We start from the raw sequence: 19,151 nt of genomic DNA, 5'->3' as shown, positions 1-19,151 counted from the left end.
GCCTTCAGTCGACCTTGGCGAGACGGGCGGAGGCGTGCGTGCGCAGCTCCTGCCCGAGGGCGGCGATGTCCCACGCCCAGAGCAGGTGGCCTTCCACCAGCCCGTAGAGCCGGGTCGCGGCCGTGTACTCCTTGGCCCCGGCCGTGCGCAGCACCGCGTCGGTCGCGAGATCGATGCGCGGGCCGGCGACCTGGCCGAGGTAGAGCTCGCTCACTCCGTCGGGATGGATGATCGAGACGTCGATGTCGAAGGCGCCGTTCGAGTTGCGCAGAGCCTCGACCGACTGCGCGGTGGAGAACGGCCGCGCGCCGATGCCCGGCAGCATCGCGGGGCCGGCGTCACCCTCCACGAGCTTGCGGTGCAGGCGCCAGTACCCCGTCTCCGCGGCGAGGGGCGTGTTCTCCTCGTCGAGGATCCACGAGGTGGACGAGTAGTTGAGGTACCCGAGGCCGTCGTGGCTGAAGCTGATGCGCTGGCCGAACTCCCGCTGCGTGTGCTCCTCCTCGACGGCGTAGTCGAGCACACCGGTACCCTCCCACACCCCGATCAGCCAGGAGAGGGGGACCAGCTCGGCCGGAAGGTCGGTGGGGATCTCGATCATGGGAGCGGGACGCTCAGCGCTGACCGCGGAAGAGGTTGTAGACCACGACCCCGGAGACGCCGAGGATCGCGAGCGTAGCCAGGCCGAGAAGGCCGATGAAGAAGAGTTCGAGAGCGACCAGCATGCGTCCAGTCTAACCGGCCGCCGCCGACATCGGCCGGTGGTGTCAGCGGAGTCCTGCGACGAGGGCGAGGACGGCGCCGATCGCGCCCAGGATGACGAAGCTGCCGGTGAGGGTCGCCGCCAGCCGCGTGACGAAGCCGTCCTTCTGCTGAGTGGCGAGCTGAGAGACGAAGCCGAGCAGCGCGCAGACCGCCAGGGCGAGCGAGAGCCAGGAGGCGTACGCCGCAGGACGCGAGAGCGAGCCGATCAGCACGCCGAGCACGAGCGCGACGACCCAGACCGAGCCGATGCTCAGCGCCGTCGCCCACCGCGGAAGCGGCGGCTGGACGGCGCCGGCCGCTGCGGCAGGGCCGAGCGCGTGCGGTGCGGGGGTGTCCGGGATGTCGTCGCTCACGCTCCCATTGTGCCCCGCGCGGGGCCCGCCCCTACTGCCGGAGCCCGCGGAAAGGGGTGTCGCGCATTTCCGGTAGCATTGCGGCACAGACGGATGAGGAGGAATGGGTGGCGCAACTTCTGATCCTCACGTCTGCGTCGAACGCCTCCGGGCAGGCCTCCAGCGGCACAGCAGCACCGGGATCCGCCGCCTCCGTGAGCGACGCGGAGGTGCTGCCGTCCCTCGCGCTGCTCAGCCACCGGGTGCGCCATATCCCCGCCGAGCCTGCGGCGCTCGTGAACGCACCGAGCTGCGACCTGATCTTCGTGGACGCGCGGCGCGACCTGGCGAGCGCCAAGTCGCTGTGCAAGATCCTCACCACGACGGGCGTCACCGTCCCGCTCGTGCTGGTGCTCACCGAGGGCGGCCTGACCGCCGTGAGCGCCGACTGGGGCGTCAGCGACGTCGTGCTCGACAACGCGGGTCCGGCCGAGGTGGATGCGCGCATCCGCCTGGCGATCGGCCGGCAGACCCAGGAGCACGCGCAGAGCAAGATCCAGGCCTCCGGCATCACGATCGACGAGGCCAGCTACTCGGCGAAGGCGCACGGGCGTCAGCTCGACCTCACCTTCAAGGAGTTCGAGCTGCTCCGCTTCTTCGCGACGCATCCCTCTCGCGTCTTCACCCGCGAGCAGCTGCTGAGCGAGGTGTGGGGCTACGACTACTTCGGCGGCACGCGCACGGTCGACGTGCACGTGCGGCGGCTGCGCGCCAAGCTGGGCGACCTGGAGTCACTCATCGGCACCGTGCGGAACGTCGGCTACCGCTTCAACGTCTACGAGGACGACAACGACCGGCTGCCGACATCGGTCCGCCCCTGACCCGGACGAGCACGCCGCTCTCTCCACAGCCAGGCGTTTATCCACCGTTTACGTGCGGCCGTCCCTGGCGCGCGTCTGCGGTGACATGATGGGGGGATGGACGAGCGCACGACCCTCGAGAACGGCCTTCTTGACTCCGGGCTGGGCGGGAGCCTGGGCAGTGACTTCGACGACGACTTCGCTCCCTTCATCTACGAGCCCGACCCGACGCTGCCGGAGGACCGCTACCTCGACCGCGAGCTGAGCTGGCTGGCGTTCAACCAGCGGGTGCTCGAGCTTGCGGAGGACCCGCTGCTCCCAGTGCTGGAGCGCGCCAACTTCCTCGCCATCTTCGCGAGCAACCTCGACGAGTTCTTCATGGTGCGCGTCGCAGGGCTGAAGCGCCGCATCGCCACCGGCCTCGCGGTTCCGACCAACGTCGGCCGCGCGCCGCAGGAGGTGCTGGCCGACATCTCGGAGAAGGCCCACGAGCTGCAGCTGCGCCACGCCCGCGCCTACCACGACCTGGTGCAGCCGGCCCTGGCGGAGGCCGGCATCACGGTGGCGACGTGGGACGACCTCGACGAGGCCGACAAGGCGCAGATGCGCGAGGTGTTCTCGCAGCAGATCTTCCCGGTGCTGATGCCGCTCGCGGTCGACCCGGCGCACCCGTTCCCTTACATCTCCGGGCTCTCGCTCAACCTCTCGGTGCGGGTGCGCAACTCCCGCTCGGGCAAGGAGCAGTTCGCCCGCCTCAAGGTGCCGCAGATGCTCCCCCGCTTCGTGCGCATCGACCAGCGCGAGGGCCTCGGCCAGGTGCGCTTCATCATGCTCGAAGACCTCATCGCCAACCACCTGGGCGACCTCTTCCCCGGCATGGAGATCCTCGACCACCACGTCTTCCGCGTCACCCGCAACGAAGACGTCGAGATCGACGAGGACGAGACGGAGAACCTCATCCAGGCGCTGGAGCGCGAGCTGCTGCGCCGCCGGTTCGGTCCGCCGATCCGCCTCGAGGTCACCGACGACATGGATGCGGTCACGCTCGGCCTCCTGGTCCGCGAGCTCGACGTGACCGAGCAGGAGGTCTATCGGCTGCCCGCGCCGCTCGACCTCGGCGGCCTGTTCGATCTGGCGAAGATCGACCGTCCCGACCTCCACTACCCGAACCACGTGCCGACCACGCCGGCGCAGCTCATGCCGAGCGAGCCGAACGCCAAGCCCGACATCTTCGCGGCGATCGCGCGGCAAGACGTCCTGGTGCACCACCCCTACGAGTCCTTCGCCACCAGCGTCCAGGCGTTCCTGGAGCAGGCCGCGGCCGACCCGCACGTGCTCGCCATCAAGCAGACCCTGTACCGCACCTCCGGCGACAGCCCGATCGTCGAGGCTCTGATCGACGCGGCGGAGGCCGGCAAGCAGGTGCTGGCGCTCGTCGAGATCAAGGCGCGCTTCGACGAGCAGAACAACATCTCCTGGGCACGCAAGCTCGAGAAGGCGGGCGTGCACGTGGTCTACGGCCTCGTCGGCCTCAAGACCCACTGCAAGCTGGCGCTCGTCATCCGCGAGGAGAAGGGCGTGCTGAAGAGCTACAGCCACATCGGAACGGGCAACTACAACCCGAAGACCTCGCGCATCTACGAAGACCTCGGGCTCTTCACCGACGACGACCAGGTGGGCAAGGACCTCACCCGCCTGTTCAACGAGCTCTCGGGCTACGCGATCGAGAAGAAGTTCAAGCGGCTGCTCGTCGCCCCGCTCCACCTGCGCAAGGGGCTGCTCAAGCGCATCGACACCGAGCGGGCCAACGCCGAGGCCGGGCGGCCGTCGGGCATCCGGATCAAGCTCAACTCCATCGTCGACGAGGCGATCATCGACGCCCTCTACCGCGCCAGCCAGGCCGGCGTCCCCGTCGACCTGTGGGTGCGCGGCATCTGCGGCGTGGTCCCCGGGCGCGAGGGGCTGTCCGAGAACATCCGGGTGCGCTCCGTGCTCGGCCGCTACCTCGAGCACTCGCGCGTCTTCTCGTTCGTCAACGGCGGGGAGCCGCAGGTCTACATCGGCAGCGCCGACATGATGCACCGCAACCTCGACCGTCGCGTCGAGGCGCTGGTGCGCCTCAGCGACCCGGACCACGTGCGCGAGCTGGAAGACCTGTTCGACCTCGCCTTCGACGAGCGCACCGCCACGTGGAAGCTCGACCAGGACGGCGTCTGGACGCGGCACCACCTCGACGAGAACGGCAAGCCCCTGGTCGACCTGCAGAGCAAGCTCATCCAGCAGTACAGCCACCGTCCGCGCAGCTCCCGCACGGGAACGAGGCGGTGAGCCCGGCCATCTACGCCGCGGGCGCCCTCTGCTGGCGGGTCGTGGACGACCGCATCGTCGTGCTCGTGGTGCACCGCACCAAGTACGGCGACGTGACGATCCCCAAAGGCAAGGTCGATCCGGGCGAGACGCTCCCGCAGACCGCCGTCCGCGAGATCCAGGAGGAGACCGGGCTCGCCATCGGGCTCGGCGTCCCGCTTGGCGTGTCCACGTACGCGCTCGGAAGTGGACGGGACAAGATCGTGCACTTCTGGGCGGCCGAGGTCTCCGACAAGGCGATCGAGCGCTCCACCTTCGTGCCGAATACTGAGATCGCCGCGATCGAGTGGGTCACCATCAAGAAGGCACGCGGTTACCTCACGTACGAGCGCGACGTCGAGATCCTCGACGCGTTCGACGCGCTCGTGCACCAGGGCATCACCTCCACCTTCGCCCTCATCGCCCTCCGGCACGGCAAGGCAGCGCCCCGCGACGGCTGGGACGGCTCCGATGCCGCCCGGCCGCTCACCGAGCGCGGGGTGCGGCAGGCGGCCGCCGACGTCCCGACGCTGCAGGCCTGGCGCCCCAAGCGCATCGTCACGAGCGACGCCGTCCGCTGCGTCACCACGGTCGCACCGCTCGCCGCCAGCACCGGCATCAAGCCCAGCCGCGATCACGGGATCAGCCAGGACGCCTACGAGGAGGGCGCGGGCGAGGTCCGCCGCGTCGTCGGCAAGCGCATCCGCTCCCGCAAGACCGCGGTGCTGTGCAGCCACGGCCCGGTCCTTCCGGAGATCATGCGCGAGATCGCGCTCGCCACCGGCACCATGCCGGGCGGCTACCTCAACGACGCCGCCGACCTCGACACCGGCGGCTTCTCGGTCGTGCACCTCTCCGCCACCAACCCCGCCTCCGGAATCGTGTCGATCGAGACGTACGCTCCAGCGGTTTAGCGCCCTTCGAGCACAAGAGAACACCCCGCGTTAACCTTCCGTTTACCGCTGCGGGGGACTCTGGACAGACATCGGGAATAGCGTCACGCACGGGTCGCACCGGCCCCGTCCTGTTGTTACTGATCCCCGAAGGGACAACTGTGAATCTCAAGCGCATCGGCGCTCCTGTGGCTCTGCTCGCCGCGGCCGCCATCTCTCTCACCGCCTGCGCGGCGAACGAGGGCAGCACCCCGTCGACCACGACGGCTGCTGCGACGAACTTCTCCGGCACGCTGAACGGCATCGGCTCGTCCGCCCAGGGCGCGGCGCAGACCGTCTGGGCCGCCGGCTTCCAGCAGGCCAACCCGAAGGCCACCGTCAACTACGACCCGCAGGGTTCGGGCGCCGGCCGCAAGAGCTTCATCTCGGGCGCGGCGGACTTCGCCGGCTCCGACGCCGCCCTCAAGACGGAGGAGCTCGCCAGCACGTTCGCGGGCTGCGCCGCGAACAGCAAGGGCATCGACCTCCCGGTCTACATCTCCCCGATCGCCATCGCGTACAACGTGGACGGCGTGAAGGACCTCAAGCTCGACGCCGCGACCATCGCGGGCATCTTCTCGGGCAAGATCACCACCTGGGACGACGCCAAGATCAAGGACCAGAACTCGGGCGCCTCGCTCCCGTCGGCTCCGATCACGGTCGTGCACCGCTCCGACGACTCGGGCACCACGCAGAACTTCACCGAGTACCTCGCGGCCAACGCCCCCGATGTCTGGACCGCTCCGGCCTCCCAGACCTTCCCGTTCCAGGTCGGCGACGCCGCGAAGGGCACCTCGGGTGTCGCGGACGCCACCAAGAACGCGAAGAACTCGATCACCTACATCGACGAGTCCGGCTCGGCGGGCCTCAGCATCGCCCAGCTGAAGGTCGGCACCAACTACGAGAAGATCAGCGCCGACGGTGCGGCCGCCGTGGTCGCGGCCTCCCCGATCGCCAGCGGTCGCGAGACGAACGACCTCGCCATCCAGATCGACCGCAAGGACACCACCAAGGGCGCCTGGCCGCTCGTGCTGGTCTCCTACGTGATCGCGTGCCAGGAGTACAAGGACGCCGCCAAGGCGGACCTGGTCAAGGGCTACGTGAACTACATCATCTCCAGCGACGCCCAGAAGGCCGCCGCGGAGCAGGCCGGCTCGGCCCCGCTGTCGAGCGACCTCGCCGACAAGGTCTCGAAGGCCGTCAGCAGCATCAAGTAACACCGGACCGCTCGGCCTGGGCTGCACACGCAGTCCGGGCCGAGCGGCGCTCCCGCCCTCAGCCGCCCACCGGGCGGCACACCCGATGAGAGAAAGCAAGGAATGACCGCCGGAACCGCAGGAGCCATCAGGCCGAGAGCGAAGGTCCGCCTCGGCGACCGGGTCTTCTCCACCAGCACCGTCGTCGCGGGGTCGCTCATCCTCGCCACCCTCGCCGCCGTCGCCCTCTTCCTCGTCCTGCAGAGCATCCCCGCGCTGTTCGCCAAGGCCGGCGAGCTGCCGAACAACGCCACCAACTTCTGGTCGTGGGTCTGGCCGCTCGTCTTCGGCACCATCTGGGCCGCCGTCATCGCGCTGCTCATCGCGACCCCGCTCTCCATCGGCATCGCGCTCTTCATCTCGCACTATGCGCCCCGCCGGGTCGCGCAGGTGCTGGGCTACATCATCGACCTGCTCGCGGCCGTCCCCTCCGTCGTCTTCGGCCTCTGGGGCATCGCGACGCTGTCCTCGTTCGTGCAGCCGTTCTACGTCTGGCTGGGCGACAACCTCGGCTGGATCCCGCTCTTCGCGCCGCCGGTCTCCGGCACCGGACGCACCATCCTCACCGCCGGCCTCGTGCTCGCCGTCATGGTCATCCCGATCATGACCGCCATCTGCCGCGAGATCTTCCTGCAGACCCCGCGCCTGCACGAGGAGGCGGCCCTCGCCCTCGGCGCGACGCGCTGGGAGATGGTCAAGATGGCCGTGCTCCCCTTCGCCCGCAGCGGCATCGTGTCGGCGATGATGCTCGGCCTCGGCCGCGCGCTGGGCGAGACGCTCGCCATCGCCATGGTGCTCTCCCCCGCGCTGATCGTGAAGTTCGCGCTCCTGCAGGCCCAGAGCCCGAACACCATCGCGGCGAACATCGCGCTGCAGTTCCCCGAGGCGACCGGCATCGGCGTCAACGCCCTCATCGCATCCGGCCTGGTGCTGTTCGTGGTGACGCTGCTGATCAACATGCTCGCCCGCTACATCGTCAGCCGCCGCAAGGCCTTCTCTGGAGCGAACTGATGGCCACCACGACCGCCACCGCCCCGCGTCCGCTCACCAACTCCTACACCGCGGGCAAGCTGCCCGGCTGGGCTCCCTGGACGATGCTCGTCGTCTCCTGGCTCGTCATCGGCGCCGTGTTCGCGATGCTCGCGGCGAGCGGCGCGACCAAGGGCTTCAACATCGTCGGAGCGATCTTCTTCGGCACCGTGCTGTTCGACATCGCCATCTACGTCACCTCGCTGCTGATCGAGGGCTCGCGCAAGGCGATCGACCGGCTCGTCACCTCGCTCGTCGCCACCGCGTTCATCATCGCGCTGCTCCCGCTGATCTCCCTCGGCTGGACCGTCGTCACGCAGGGCCTCGCCCGCTTCGACATCGCGTTCTTCTCCGAGTCGATGCGCAACGTCATCGGCGACGGCGGCGGCGCGCTGCACGCCATCGTCGGTACCCTCGAGATCACCCTGATGGCGGCCGTCATCTCGGTTCCGATCGGGCTGCTCACCTCGATCTACCTGGTCGAGTACGGGCGCGGGATGCTCGCGCGCGGCATCACCTTCTTCGTGGATGTCATGACCGGCATCCCCTCGATCGTCGCGGGCCTGTTCGCCTACGCGCTGTTCGCGCTGTTCTTCGGCCCCGGCATCCGCAACGGCTTCATGGGAGCCGTCGCACTGTCGGTGCTGATGATCCCGGTCGTCGTCCGCTCCAGCGAGGAGATCCTCCGCATCGTGCCGAACGAGCTGCGCGAGGCGTCGCTCGCGCTGGGAGTGCCGAAGTGGCTGACGGTGCTGAAGGTCGTGCTGCCGACCTCGATCGCGGGTCTCGTCACCGGCGTCATGCTGGCGATCGCGCGCGTGATCGGCGAGACGGCCCCGCTGCTGATCGTCGCCGGCTTCACCACCAGCATGAACTACGACCTCTTCAACGACCGGATGATGGCCCTCCCGGTGTTCGTGTACACCCAGTACACGCAGGCGGCCGGTCTGCACGCGCAGGCCTCCATCGACCGCGCCTGGACCGGCGCGCTCGCCCTCATCATCATCGTGATGCTGCTCAACCTCATCGGCCGCATCATCGCCAAGGCCTTCGCCCCCAAGTACGGCCGCTGAGCCCGCACCCGAACCCACAAGGCCAAATCTTCTAAGGAGTCATGGCGTGTCAAAGCGCATCGAAGTCAACGACCTCAACGTCTACTACGGCAGCTTCCGCGCCGTGGAGGGCGTGTCGCTCACCATCGAGCCCCGCACCGTCACCGCCTTCATCGGCCCGTCGGGATGCGGCAAGTCGACGTTCCTCCGCACGCTGAACCGCATGCACGAGGTCATCCCCGGCGCCTACGTCGAGGGCGAGGTGCTCATCGACGGCAACAACCTGTACGGCGCCGGCGTCGACCCGGTGCTCGTCCGCCGCCAGGTGGGCATGGTGTTCCAGCGGCCGAACCCGTTCCCGACCATGAGCATCCGCGACAACGTGCTCGCCGGCGTGAAGCTCAACAACCGCCGGATGTCGAAGAGCGACGCCGACGACCTCGTCGAGAAGTCGCTGCAGGGCGCCAACCTGTGGAACGAGGTCAAGGACCGCCTGAACCTCCCCGGCTCCGGCCTCTCCGGCGGCCAGCAGCAGCGTCTGTGCATCGCGCGCGCCATCGCCGTCTCCCCCGACGTGCTGCTGATGGACGAGCCGTGCTCGGCGCTCGACCCGATCTCGACCCTCGCCATCGAGGACCTGATCGAGGAGCTGAAGAACGACTACACGATCGTGATCGTGACCCACAACATGCAGCAGGCGAGCCGTGTCTCGGACCGCACCGCGTTCTTCAACATCGCGGGCACCGGCAAGCCGGGCAAGCTGATCGAGTACAACGACACGAACATGATCTTCTCGAACCCGACCGTGCAGGCCACCGAGGACTACGTCTCCGGCCGCTTCGGCTGATCCCCCGCCGTCTCTTCCGCGAAGAATCCCACGAAACGATGCGTTTCGTGGGATTCTTCGCGGAAGCGGTGGAAGGTCGGCGCCGTCAGGAGGAGATGGCGACGATCGGGTCGGTCGTGGGGCGGTCAGAGCCGCCGGACGGCTCCACCGTGACGCCGACGGTGTCGCCCGCGGCCATGTCGCCGGTGAGGACGCGCCAGGTCGACCCGGAGCCCGAGGGGTTCATCGTGCCGGCCGGGATGGCCTTGCCGTCGCGGATGTACCAGAGCTCGTAGGTCTTGTCGTTCGGCAGCGGCGGGAGCTGGTCGGCGACGAGCGCGGACCGGCCGAGCTTCCCCGACCAGACCAGGGTCGCGGTCCCGCCGCCCGTGACCTCCGCCGTCGCTCGCTGGACGTCCGGTGCCGCGTTGATCTCGGCGAGGGCCGAGGCCTGCTGCGACTGGTAAGAGTTGCTGCCGGAGAGCGTGGAGCCGACGAAGGCGCCGCCGACGAAGAGCAGCACGGCGGCTGCGGCCGCGCCGAGGATCAGGCCTGGACGCTGGAACCAGCGACGACGCGCCGTGCGCTCGGCGGGCGTGAGGGCAGGCGCCTGGGTCGGCGCCGGGACGGATTCCGGTGCCGGGGCCGGTGTCTCGTCGGCCGACTGCGCAGGCAGCTGCGGGATGTCCGCGAGGCGTGCGAACAGCGCCGCCTTCAGCTCCGGCCGTGGCTGCACCGGCTCAGCCGCGAGCGCGAGTTCGGCAGCGACATCCTCGAAGGAGCGCGCCTCCGCCTCGTTCTCCGCGCCGAGGCGGTACCCGAGGCGCTCGGGGTCGTCCCCGCGTCGGCGGTCGTTCTCGTCGGTCATGTCGTCACCCCCAGTTCTTCTCGCAGCCGTATCATCGCATCGCGCAGCCGTGTCTTCGCTGTGCCGAGCGGGATGCCCAGCTGTGCGGCGACCTCCGATTGGCTGAGTCCGCCGTAGTAGGCGAGGGTGATGGCCTGGCGCTGCGGCTCGGTCAGCGTCCGCATCGCCACCTCCACCCTCTCGTGCTCCACACGCACCTCCACCGTCTCAGCGACCTGGTCGTACGCGGTGGGCAGGTCGCGCATCCCGATCACGGCGTCCCTGTCGCGGGACGCCTGGGATGCGCGGATGCGGTCCACCGCACGACGGTGGGCCATCGTCAGGATCCACGTCTGCGCTCGACCCTTATTCGGATCGAACCGCGCAGCGGATTGCCACGCTTCCAGGAAGACCTCCTGGGCGACCTCCTCCGACTGCGCGGCGTCGACGAGCAGCCGACGGATGAGGCCGAGGACCCGGGATGCGGTCGCGTCGTAGAAGAGCGAGAACGCCTGCTGGTCGCCCTGGGCCGTGCGCACGAGCAGGGCGTCGAGTTCGGCCGCCGGGGCGTCTTCCACGTCGTCTCCGCTCTCGACAGAAAAAGTGCCGGGCCGCAGAACGCCTCTCGGCGCGAGGCCGCTCGAAGCGGCTAGTTTTGGAGCCCGGGGTTACTGCGGCCCGGCGACATCCAGTGTACAGGAGCCGTTCCGCCGGCGTGTCGGCGTGGCGTTCGCGGCCCGAGAACGGCGGGTGCCCGGCGAGGGTTGATCTCCCAGGGTTCAGTCGAGCGAGTCGGCCCGCCACAGCCGGGCGCACGCCGTCAGTTCCTCCGCCGTGCGCGTGAACCGCAGCGCACGGGTGGTGAGCTCGCTCGCCCGCTCCGGGTCGAGCACGTCCCGGTCGTCCGCGATCGATGCGGCGCCTGCCGCGGTGACCCGGCAGAACGCGGCGGCGCGGTCGAGCGCGACGGCGAAGTCCCCCTCGAACAGCCCGCGCAGGATGCGGTCGGCCAGCTCGGTGATCTCCGCCGGCCCCGCCGGCGTCGGCGCCCCGGCGACGACCGCGTCGATGGACGGCAGCACCTCGGTGCCCCGCTGGTACAGGTAGGCGGTGCCCTCGGCGTCCTGGCGGATCAGCAGCCGCAGCAGGTAGATGCGCCAGAGCGCACCGGGCAGGCTCTTCGCCGTGGACCGCGACCACAGCTCGGCGATCGCGTCGATGCCGTTGGCGTCGGTGAACGCGACGAGCCGGTCGACGACCTCGGGCTCGGGGTTGTCGCGCACCCGCGCGAGCAGGGCGCGGGCGGTCTCGTGCGCGACCCGGCTGATCTGCGCCGGGTCCTCCCCGCCCATGAACGCCTCGAACATCCCGCTCGTGAAGAAGGTGGGCTTGTGGAACCGATCCGACATCCCTCCATTCTGCCCCCGCCCGCCAGGAGCACCGGCCGCCGGGCGGAATGAATCCACGCTAGATTGGTGGGACGGGCCTCTAGCTCAGTCGGTAGAGCATCGGACTTTTAATCCGCGGGTCGTGGGTTCGAGCCCCACGGGGCCCACCGAGTGACGGACGCGCGCGGCAACGCCACGAGTGGTACGAGATCTTGCACCACTTGGAGGGATCATGGCCATCACGGCAAGCGAAGCTCGCAGCGACCTGTTCGGCCTCATCGAACGCGTGAATCTCGACCGGACCGAGGTCGAGATCACGTCCAAGCGCGGCTCGGCCGTACTGATGTCGAAGGACGAGTACGACTCGCTGGTCGAGACGACCTACCTCCTGCGCTCCCCCAAGAACGCACGACGCCTCATCGACGCGATCGAGAGCGCCCGCTCCGGAGACATCGCCGAGCACGACCTGACCAGTGACTGACCGCAAGCTCGCCTGGACCGCCGGCGGCTAGGAGGACTACCTCTACTGGCAAGGCCACGACGGGCGAACGCTCAAGCGGATCAACCTTCTGATCGAGGACATCCTGCGGGATGATCCGTTCGACGGCGTCGGGAAACCGGAACCGCTGAAACACGCTCTGGCCGGCGCCTGGTCACGTCGCATCGACGAAGCGAACCGGCTCGTGTACTTGGTGGACGACGCCTACGTGATCGTCCTTCAGGCTCGGTATCACTACTGATCCGGCAGTCGGCCCGGGCGTAACGGGGAACGGAGTCGATTCGAATCTCCGTCTGGGCCGCCTCCCGTCGGAGATTCGGGCGCTATGCGTTCGAATCCCCGACCCAGGCCGGTCGCCGAGCACGGCGGAGCACGGTCGCCGCGCGGGGCCGCCTCAGGCGGACTGGACCTCCGGCGAGGGCCGGCCGGCCGCCAGGGCGGCGCGGGCGTCGAGGCGGGCGTGCGCCCAGGCGCGGATGGGGCGCTCGACGAAGCGCCAGGACAGCAGTGCCAGGGCGGTCGTGATGAGGAAGGCCAGGCCCACGCGGACGATCTGCGGCCCGGCGAGCGCGGGGATCATCCCGAGCACGGGGTAATGCCACAGGTAGAACCCGTACGACAGGTTGCGGCCCGGCCAGCTGAGCCAGCGGACGGAGAGGCCGCGGGTGAGCGGCGAGGCGGGGTTGGTCGCCAGACCGCAGATCACAACCGCCGCCAGGAGGCCGGTCACGACGAAGCCGAAGCGGTGGTGGTAGGCGAGCCCGGCCGGGTCCAGGGTGCGGTACGGATAGAACAGGGCGATCCAGGCGAGGGCGGCCAGCGCCGGCCACATCAGGAAGCGGCTGATCCGCTGGAACCAGCGGGCGAGGGACGGCCAGCCGACGAGCACCAGGGCGAGCGCGCAGCCGAACAGCAACTGATCGGCACGCGTGTCGAGGCCGTTGGTCACGCGATTGGCGCCGAGGCCGCCGTGCCAGAGCAGGATGCGCATCCCGAGCGGGACCAGTGACAGCGCGGCCGTCACGACCGCGGCGGAGCGGAGGCTGAGCCAGCGCAGCAGGACGACGAGCAGGATCGGCCAGACGAGGTAGAACTGCTCCTCCACGCCGAGGGTCCAGGTGTGCCCGATGGGGCTGGCGGTGAGCCCGTCGATCGGGGTCGCGGCGCGCACGATGTTCTCCACGTAGGTCGCGCCCCAGAGCGCGTCCCAGGCGCCGTTCCGGTACAGCAGGTCGTGGCGGAAGATCGCGATGACAGCGACCGCCGCGCACATCGCCAGGAGCGCAGGCCAGAGTCGCGCGAGCCGGAGCAGGTAGAAGCGACCGAACCGGATGCGCCGGGTCGCCGTCCACTCGCGCAGCAGCAGGAGGGTGATCACGAAGCCGCTCAGGACGAAGAAGACGTCGACGCCGACCTCGCCGCCGAGCATCCTGTCTTGGTAGGCGTGGAAGACGAAGACCGCGATGACGGCGAAGACCCGGAGCCCGTCGAGCGCGAAGAGACGCGTGGACAGGATGGGAGAATTCACGTGGTGCAGAATATCGGACTTCGTAGACTTTTCAGTCCACCATCGGCCCGTCGTCTCGCGTGAGGCGTGTGGCATAAACGCCAGGGTATATAAACCCTTAGGAAAAGTCGACCGCCGACGTCGCGCCCATCCACGGCGGATACGGCTCCGCCGACCGAGCCCGGGTCAGGCGGTCGTGCGCCGAGACGGTCATCATCGAGAAGCCGAACTGAGGCGTCGGCGTGACGTCGGACGAGGTGGACAGGGTCCGGCCGTCGCGCAGCGTCGCACGAGCCACCAGACGGCCGCCCTCGAGGCGTTCGGCGAATCGGCCGTGCTCCGCCGCGTCGACGAGGTCGCGCACCGTCTCGACGCCCGCCGCGTCCCAGGAGAGACGCCAGACCGCTCGTTCGAGTTCGACGGAGATCGTGTCGCAGTGGGCGTTCCAGCGCACCGTCACCGCGCCAGGACGGCGCGGTGCGATGGTCGCTGAGGCGTCGCCGCGTCCGCGCAGGATTTCGACACTGTCCGCGTACCGGGCCTCGACCTCGTCGATCACCGCGGTGAGCGGCGGCGGCGCGCTGGAAGCCGGCGTCGCCTCCTCGGCGACGGGAGAGTCGACGCGGCGTTCCGGGCGCTCGGGGAGCGCCGCAGTCGCGGGGATGCGCAGCCGCACCCGGTAGTCGGCACCCGAATAGCCCTCCGGCAGGTCGTCGACGGGGACCGCATCCACCTCACGCTCGACGGTGTCGCCGGGGTCGCTCGTGCGGTGGTGCGCGCCGGGCACGGGGACCAGGCGCGAGTGCACCGCGACGATGCGCTCGACCCGTCCTCGGACGTCGACCAGAGGCAGGTCGGAGACGTTGTGGCGCTCGTCGGCGAACTGAGGTGCATCCGGTCGGGCCGGGTCCGCGGGCAGTCCGGTGAGCGAGAAGCCGATGTCGTCTCCCACGGCGAACGGCACGCCGCAGCAGGCGTAGTCCATCCCCGAGACGAGCACCTCGATCGTGCGCGTCGCGTCCATCCCGACACCGTAGCGAATGCCGGACGGCCCCGCCTACGCCACCCCCGTGACGCGGGCGCGCTCGAGCACGTAGCCGACAGCGACGGCGCCGGCGATGCACAGCATGATCGGCACGAGCAGGTCGGGCCCCTGGCCGGTGAACTCCACCGTCAGCAGGAGGGCGGTCAGCGGCGCGCGCATGGTGACCGCCAGGAACGCCGCCGCCCCGATCAGGGCGAAGGCCGGAAGCGGGGCGCCGGGCCACAGGTGACTCCACACCGCGCCGCCGGCGAGACCAAGGCCGGCACCGATCGCGAGGGAGGGCGTCAGGGTTCCGCCGGCCGCGCCCGCGCCGATGGTCCCGATCGTGGCCGCGGCCTTGACCAGCGTCGTGAGCAGGATGACGATCAGCGGGAGCGCCGCGGCGAACGCCAGCTGGCCGAGCGCCCGCCCGTTGCCGAGGATCGCCGGAAGCCACAGCGAGGCGACCCCCACGGCGACGAACGTCAGCGGCATCACGATGAGGATGCCCCACGACTTCGGGCGGTGGTCCTGGGCGAACCGCGCCCCGCGCACGAAACCCACGGCTGCGAGCCCGATCAGCGGGCCGGCGAGCAGCGACCAGACGACGACGGTCGGCGACAGGTGCAGCTCGGGGAGCTGGTAGAGCGGGTTCGCCGGCACGACCGCCCGCGCCACCAGCGCCGCGATGGCCGAGGTCGCGAACGCCGGGAGGACGGTGGCGAAGCTCACCTCCGCCAGCAGGATCTCGACCGCGAAGACCGCACCGCCGAACGGGACGTTGTAGACCGCCGCGAGTCCGGCGCCCGCACCGCAGGCGACCAGGATGCGGCGCTCGCGTGCGGTCACACCGGCGCGCTCGGCGAGCCAGCCCGCCCACAGCGCACCGACCTCGCGCGGGGCGACCTCGCGTCCGATCGACGCCCCGAGCCCGACGATGATCACCTGCAGCCCCGCGTTGAAGAGGGTCACGACGCCGGGCATCCGGCGCCCGCCGACCGCCTGCTCCACCGAGACGACCGCGTGCGACGGCGAGCGCGCGCCCCAGCGCCGGAGGGCCCACCAGCCGACGCCGCCGATGACGCCGGCGACGGCGAGCGCGACCACCCGGTTCACCGGAGGCGCGTCGAGGAGGCCCTCGTAGAAGTCGCCCTCCGAGTACCCGAAGGCGAGGTGCTGGATGGCGTGCAGCCCCAGGTACACGAGCCCTCCGCCGACGCCCGCGCCGACGCCGACGAGGGCCGTCACGACGATCAGCCGAACGAGCCAGCCCGGCGTGGATCGCCCGGGCGCGGAGGGGATCGATGGCACGGGTCCAGCGTACTGGCGCGCCGACGGCCGGTCGCCGACGACGGAATCCGGCAACGAACAGTTCACCCTCGGGCGGTAGCGTGCTGTCGTGGCGACGATTCTGGAGAAGCCGCCGGCGTCGGGGCGGGGCACGCGGCAGGCCGGGGATGCGCCTCCGGTCGTCGCGCCGGGAGGCGTGCGGCGGGCGGGGGCGCCCGCACTGCGGTCCGGTGCGCTGGCGCTCGCGGCCGGGATCGTGGCCGCAACGCTCGTGCTCTCCGTCGCCCTGCAGTCCGAGTTCCCGCTCTTCGCGGAGGCCTCCGCCGCGCGGGGGCGCGACTGCACGGTGGTCGCGAGCGCCCGGCATGCGCTGGACGCGGCGCTCGACGCGCGGCTGCCGCTCCGGCCTGCCGACCGGGACGCGGCACGAGCGGTGCTGTCGGCGATCGCCGCGTTCGATGCGCGCACCTCCGACCTCGCGACCGACTCCGTCGCCGACGGACTGGCGGACGTGCGCGGGTCGCTCTCCGAGCTGGCCGGGCGGGTCCAGGCGGCGTCGATTCCCGGCTCCCAGCAGGCCGCCGCGGACGGCGTGGAGGCCGCACTCGGCTCCGTGCGCCACGCCTGGCGTGGCACCATCGCGCGCGTCTGCTCCTGATCGCTCAGGTGCCCGCGGTCGGACGGCCGACGGGTCAGCCGGCGACCAGCGCCCCGACGGTCAGCAGGGAGACGGTGTCGGAGGTGCAGGCGGTGACGTTCGCGTCCTTCACGAACAGCGACTCAGTCGACCCGGGCGGGTAGACCCGGAACCCGTCGGCCGGCTTCGGCTTGCAGGTGGCCTCGTCGTAGTTGAGGGCCTGCGTGATCTTCAGGGGCGCAACGGCGGTGCCGCCGGGCTGCAGCACCACGGTGGGATGCGGCGTGCTGCGGTCGAAGGTCGCGGCGGCCCCGAGCTGCGTTCCGTTGCCGTCACCGACGAAGGACACGCCCGGCCAGCCCTGCAGGGAGCACTCGGTCGAACCGTTGTTGGTCAGCACCAGTGTCACCTCCACGCTGCCCGCCGCACCTCCGCCGCCCTGGCCGATGCTGCCGGTGAGCTTGCCGGTGTCGCACTGGCCCTCGATGGGCACCGCGGTGGAGGTCGAGGTGGGGCGCGGAGTCGTGGTGGCGGTGCTCGACGACGACGATGAGCCGGTCGGCGTCCCGGTGTCCTGCCCGGAGTTCGGGGTGGCGCAGGCGGTGACGACGAGCGCGACGGCGAGGGCGACGGCGGCGGCCGAGGCCGCGCGGAGGGTCTGCTTCCCGGTCATGGGGCCATCCCATCACGCCGGGCCGCGGACGCCGCGCGGACCCGCCGGGGTGCGCCGCCTTCGGGAGGTCCTGGCTGCGGGTTCTCCACAGCCCGGCGGATCCCCGCCGCTCGGCAGGGGGCGCCTGGCAGGATGGATGCATGAAAGCGCTCGGCTCCTGGCTCGCACGATGGTGGACGGTCGTGGTGCCGCTGGTCGGCGTCGTGGTCCTGGTGGCGTTCTGGGCGGTGGAGCTGAACACGGTGGCCGTCGTGGTGATCGCCGTCGTACTGGCCGGAACGGTGCTCGCCGCCGTGCAGCACGCCGAGGTGGTCGCCCACCGGGTCGGCGAGCCCTTCGGTTCGCTGGTCCTCGCGGTCGCCGTGACCGTGATCGAGGTCGCCCTGATCGTCACGCTGATGACCACGGGGAAGGATTCGCCCGAGCTCGCGCGCGACACCGTCTTCTCCGCCGTCATGATCACCATGAACGGCATCGTCGGGCTGTCGCTGCTGCTGAGCGCCTCCCGCCGCGAGTCGACCGCGTTCAACGCCCAGGGCAGCGGCGCGGCGCTCGCGACCGTCACCGCCCTGGCGACGCTCACCCTGGTGCTGCCGAGCTTCACGAGCACGCCGGGGCCCGTGTTCTCGGGCCCGCAGCTCGTGTTCGCGGCCGTCGCGTCCCTCGCCCTCTACGGGATGTTCGTCTTCACACAGACCGTCGCGCATCGCGACTTCTTCCTGCCCGTCGGCAGCAAAGGGCAGCCCCTGACGGAGGACGACCACGCGGCCGCGCCGTCGAACCGCACAGCGCTGATCAGCCTCGGGCTGCTGTTCGTCTCCCTCGTCGCCGTCGTCGGCCTGGCGAAGCTGGAGTCCACGCCGATCGAGCGGGCCGTGACCGGCATCGGTTTGCCGCAGTCCTTCGTCGGCGTGGTGATCGCCTTGCTGGTGCTCCTCCCCGAGGGCATCGCGGCGGCGAAGGCGGCGAACCGCAACCGCACTCAGACGAGCCTGAACCTCGCGCTCGGCTCCGCCATGGCCAGCATCGGCCTGACCATCCCGGCGATCGCCGTCGCCTCGATCTGGCTTCCTGGCGCACTGCACCTCGGTCTCGGCGCCAGTCAGATCGTGCTGCTCATCCTCACCGTGCTGGTCAGCATCCTGACGATCGTGCAGGGACGCGCGGTGCGGCTGCAGGGCGGCATCCATCTGGTCCTGTTCGCGGCGTTCATCTTCCTGTCGATCTCGCCGTAGGCGGATCCCCGACGAAGGTCAGCGCGGCCGCACCGCGGCGTCGAACAGCTGCGCGGCGGCGTCGAGGGCCGCGTCGGGCGTGCCGCCGCGCATGGCCGCGCTGGCGGAGGCGCCGTCGAAGAGCAGGGTCAGCTGCACGGCCAGCAGCTGCGGGTCGCCCGCGCCCGCGGCCACGGCCTGGCGCTCGAAGTACTCCGTCAGCCGGTCCTTGTAGCGCCGTGCCACGACCGCGGCGGGATGCTCCCGATCGCGCAGCTCGGTGGCCACGTTGACGAACGGGCAGCCGTAGAAGTCGCTCACCCGCGCCGCCTCGTGCAGGGCCTCGAACACGTGCAGCGTCCGCTCCCGCGGTGTGCCCTCGTCGTCGGGTGCGAAGTAGCCCGCGACCACCCCTGGGCCGTACTCCTGCAGCATCGTCGCGACGATCGCGTCCTTGCCGTCGAAGTGCTGATAGATCGACCGCTTCGAGACGCCCGCCTCCTGGGCCAGGCGGTCCACGCCGACCGCGTTGACGCCCTCGCGCACGAACAGGCGCGCGGCCGCATCCAGCACCCGCTCGCGCGGCTTCGGCTTGGCTCCCGCTGTCGTCGTCACGGATTCAGTCTACGGACAGGCTTGCGAAAAGTAAACCGATCTGTGTACATTGTCCCGGT

The 19,151-nt window shown here is 70.3% G+C and carries 20 protein-coding genes, 1 tRNA gene and 1 pseudogene; 12 read left to right on the top strand and 10 right to left on the bottom strand.

All coding sequences use genetic code 11. The features are described 5' to 3' along the window. Positions 1–4: 4 nt before the first annotated feature. Positions 5–601, bottom strand: a complete 597-nt coding sequence (locus tag P5G59_RS10135; RefSeq protein ID WP_301218532.1) for a heme-binding beta-barrel domain-containing protein — start codon at positions 599–601, stop codon at positions 5–7. A 166-nt stretch (positions 602–767) separates the two neighbouring features. Continuing rightward, positions 768–1,118, bottom strand: a complete 351-nt coding sequence (locus P5G59_RS10130; RefSeq protein WP_301218530.1) for a hypothetical protein — start codon at positions 1,116–1,118, stop codon at positions 768–770. Between the two features lie 107 nt (positions 1,119–1,225). Between P5G59_RS10130 and P5G59_RS10125 the strand changes: the two genes are divergently transcribed. From P5G59_RS10125 to pstB, 7 genes are all read left to right on the top strand, one after another. Then, the gene (locus tag P5G59_RS10125; protein ID WP_435871254.1) at positions 1,226–1,978 is read left to right on the top strand and encodes a response regulator transcription factor; all 753 of its coding nucleotides are present in this window, start codon (positions 1,226–1,228) and stop codon (positions 1,976–1,978) included. 96 nt (positions 1,979–2,074) lie between these two features. After that, complete coding sequence (locus tag P5G59_RS10120; protein WP_301218529.1) at positions 2,075–4,285, top strand: RNA degradosome polyphosphate kinase; 2,211 nt, start codon at positions 2,075–2,077, stop codon at positions 4,283–4,285. Next, positions 4,282–5,217, top strand: a complete 936-nt coding sequence (locus P5G59_RS10115; protein WP_301218527.1) for an NUDIX hydrolase — start codon at positions 4,282–4,284, stop codon at positions 5,215–5,217. The genes P5G59_RS10120 and P5G59_RS10115 overlap by 4 nt, the downstream gene beginning before the upstream one ends. Before the next feature lie 140 nt (positions 5,218–5,357). Continuing rightward, entirely contained in the window at positions 5,358–6,452 is a 1,095-nt protein-coding gene (gene pstS, locus P5G59_RS10110) for a phosphate ABC transporter substrate-binding protein PstS (protein ID WP_301218525.1), read from the top strand. A 102-nt stretch (positions 6,453–6,554) separates the two neighbouring features. Further along, complete coding sequence (gene pstC / locus P5G59_RS10105) at positions 6,555–7,502, top strand: phosphate ABC transporter permease subunit PstC (protein WP_301218524.1); 948 nt, start codon at positions 6,555–6,557, stop codon at positions 7,500–7,502. Further along, the gene (gene pstA / locus P5G59_RS10100; protein WP_301218523.1) at positions 7,502–8,593 is read left to right on the top strand and encodes a phosphate ABC transporter permease PstA; all 1,092 of its coding nucleotides are present in this window, start codon (positions 7,502–7,504) and stop codon (positions 8,591–8,593) included. The genes pstC and pstA overlap by 1 nt, the downstream gene beginning before the upstream one ends. Positions 8,594–8,639: 46 nt before the next feature. Next, positions 8,640–9,419, top strand: coding sequence for a phosphate ABC transporter ATP-binding protein PstB (pstB, locus tag P5G59_RS10095; RefSeq protein ID WP_175337813.1), 780 nt, complete (start codon positions 8,640–8,642; stop codon positions 9,417–9,419). Positions 9,420–9,504: 85 nt separating this feature from the next. Here the strand turns inward: pstB and P5G59_RS10090 are convergent, their stop codons facing one another. The 3 genes from P5G59_RS10090 to P5G59_RS10080 all read right to left on the bottom strand — a co-directional run bounded on the left by P5G59_RS10090 (position 9,505) and on the right by P5G59_RS10080 (position 11,654). Then, on the bottom strand, positions 9,505–10,266 hold the full coding sequence (locus P5G59_RS10090; RefSeq protein WP_301218520.1) for an anti-sigma factor: 762 nt from the start codon (positions 10,264–10,266) through the stop codon (positions 9,505–9,507). Further along, positions 10,263–10,823, bottom strand: coding sequence for an ECF RNA polymerase sigma factor SigK (sigK, locus tag P5G59_RS10085; RefSeq protein WP_301218518.1), 561 nt, complete (start codon positions 10,821–10,823; stop codon positions 10,263–10,265). Before sigK ends, P5G59_RS10090 begins: the two co-directional genes overlap by 4 nt. 201 nt (positions 10,824–11,024) lie before the next feature. Then, on the bottom strand, positions 11,025–11,654 hold the full coding sequence (locus tag P5G59_RS10080; protein WP_301218516.1) for a DNA-directed RNA polymerase subunit beta: 630 nt from the start codon (positions 11,652–11,654) through the stop codon (positions 11,025–11,027). A gap of 73 nt (positions 11,655–11,727) precedes the next feature. On the opposite strand from P5G59_RS10080, the gene P5G59_RS10075 reads away from it, so the two are divergent. From P5G59_RS10075 to P5G59_RS10065, 3 genes and pseudogenes are all read left to right on the top strand, one after another. After that, positions 11,728–11,800: transfer RNA gene (locus tag P5G59_RS10075), tRNA-Lys, on the top strand. A gap of 65 nt (positions 11,801–11,865) precedes the next feature. Beyond that, the gene (locus P5G59_RS10070; protein WP_301218514.1) at positions 11,866–12,114 is read left to right on the top strand and encodes a type II toxin-antitoxin system Phd/YefM family antitoxin; all 249 of its coding nucleotides are present in this window, start codon (positions 11,866–11,868) and stop codon (positions 12,112–12,114) included. A gap of 43 nt (positions 12,115–12,157) precedes the next feature. Then, positions 12,158–12,373 (top strand): annotated as a pseudogene (locus P5G59_RS10065) (Txe/YoeB family addiction module toxin); the annotation flags it as partial. A 153-nt stretch (positions 12,374–12,526) separates the two neighbouring features. Here the strand turns inward: P5G59_RS10065 and P5G59_RS10060 are convergent. The 3 genes from P5G59_RS10060 to P5G59_RS10050 all read right to left on the bottom strand — a co-directional run bounded on the left by P5G59_RS10060 (position 12,527) and on the right by P5G59_RS10050 (position 15,974). Next, positions 12,527–13,660, bottom strand: coding sequence for an acyltransferase family protein (locus P5G59_RS10060; protein ID WP_301218512.1), 1,134 nt, complete (start codon positions 13,658–13,660; stop codon positions 12,527–12,529). 97 nt (positions 13,661–13,757) lie between these two features. Further along, on the bottom strand, positions 13,758–14,663 hold the full coding sequence (locus P5G59_RS10055; protein WP_301218510.1) for a DUF6578 domain-containing protein: 906 nt from the start codon (positions 14,661–14,663) through the stop codon (positions 13,758–13,760). A gap of 33 nt (positions 14,664–14,696) precedes the next feature. Beyond that, on the bottom strand, positions 14,697–15,974 hold the full coding sequence (locus P5G59_RS10050) for a chloride channel protein (protein WP_301218508.1): 1,278 nt from the start codon (positions 15,972–15,974) through the stop codon (positions 14,697–14,699). Positions 15,975–16,062: 88 nt separating this feature from the next. On the opposite strand from P5G59_RS10050, the gene P5G59_RS10045 reads away from it, so the two are divergent. Continuing rightward, complete coding sequence (locus P5G59_RS10045) at positions 16,063–16,611, top strand: transporter (protein ID WP_301218506.1); 549 nt, start codon at positions 16,063–16,065, stop codon at positions 16,609–16,611. A 34-nt stretch (positions 16,612–16,645) separates the two neighbouring features. Here the strand turns inward: P5G59_RS10045 and P5G59_RS10040 are convergent, their stop codons facing one another. Continuing rightward, complete coding sequence (locus P5G59_RS10040) at positions 16,646–17,263, bottom strand: DUF4232 domain-containing protein (protein ID WP_301218504.1); 618 nt, start codon at positions 17,261–17,263, stop codon at positions 16,646–16,648. A 140-nt stretch (positions 17,264–17,403) separates the two neighbouring features. Between P5G59_RS10040 and P5G59_RS10035 the strand changes: the two genes are divergently transcribed. Continuing rightward, the gene (locus P5G59_RS10035; protein WP_301218502.1) at positions 17,404–18,498 is read left to right on the top strand and encodes a calcium:cation antiporter; all 1,095 of its coding nucleotides are present in this window, start codon (positions 17,404–17,406) and stop codon (positions 18,496–18,498) included. 18 nt (positions 18,499–18,516) lie between these two features. On the opposite strand, the gene P5G59_RS10030 is transcribed toward P5G59_RS10035, so the two are convergent. Then, entirely contained in the window at positions 18,517–19,092 is a 576-nt protein-coding gene (locus tag P5G59_RS10030; RefSeq protein ID WP_301218500.1) for a TetR/AcrR family transcriptional regulator, read from the bottom strand. Positions 19,093–19,151: the final 59 nt, after the last annotated feature.

Source organism: Leifsonia virtsii, from assembly GCF_030433675.1.
GTDB classification, from domain to species: domain Bacteria; phylum Actinomycetota; class Actinomycetes; order Actinomycetales; family Microbacteriaceae; genus Leifsonia; species Leifsonia virtsii.
Note: the sequence above shows the minus strand (reverse complement) of the source record. Positions and strands in the feature narration are given on the sequence as shown.

Coding starts and splice junctions, on each gene's coding strand:
- P5G59_RS10040 (WP_301218504.1), bottom strand. CDS start 17,263: ATGACCGGGAAGCAGACCCTCCGCGCGGCCTCGGCCGCCGCCGTCGCC.
- P5G59_RS10035 (WP_301218502.1), top strand. CDS start 17,404: ATGAAAGCGCTCGGCTCCTGGCTCGCACGATGGTGGACGGTCGTGGTG.
- pstA (WP_301218523.1), top strand. CDS start 7,502: ATGGCCACCACGACCGCCACCGCCCCGCGTCCGCTCACCAACTCCTAC.
- P5G59_RS10070 (WP_301218514.1), top strand. CDS start 11,866: ATGGCCATCACGGCAAGCGAAGCTCGCAGCGACCTGTTCGGCCTCATC.
- P5G59_RS10055 (WP_301218510.1), bottom strand. CDS start 14,663: ATGGACGCGACGCGCACGATCGAGGTGCTCGTCTCGGGGATGGACTAC.
- P5G59_RS10135 (WP_301218532.1), bottom strand. CDS start 601: ATGATCGAGATCCCCACCGACCTTCCGGCCGAGCTGGTCCCCCTCTCC.
- P5G59_RS10080 (WP_301218516.1), bottom strand. CDS start 11,654: ATGTCGGATCGGTTCCACAAGCCCACCTTCTTCACGAGCGGGATGTTC.
- pstC (WP_301218524.1), top strand. CDS start 6,555: ATGACCGCCGGAACCGCAGGAGCCATCAGGCCGAGAGCGAAGGTCCGC.
- P5G59_RS10090 (WP_301218520.1), bottom strand. CDS start 10,266: ATGACCGACGAGAACGACCGCCGACGCGGGGACGACCCCGAGCGCCTC.
- P5G59_RS10120 (WP_301218529.1), top strand. CDS start 2,075: ATGGACGAGCGCACGACCCTCGAGAACGGCCTTCTTGACTCCGGGCTG.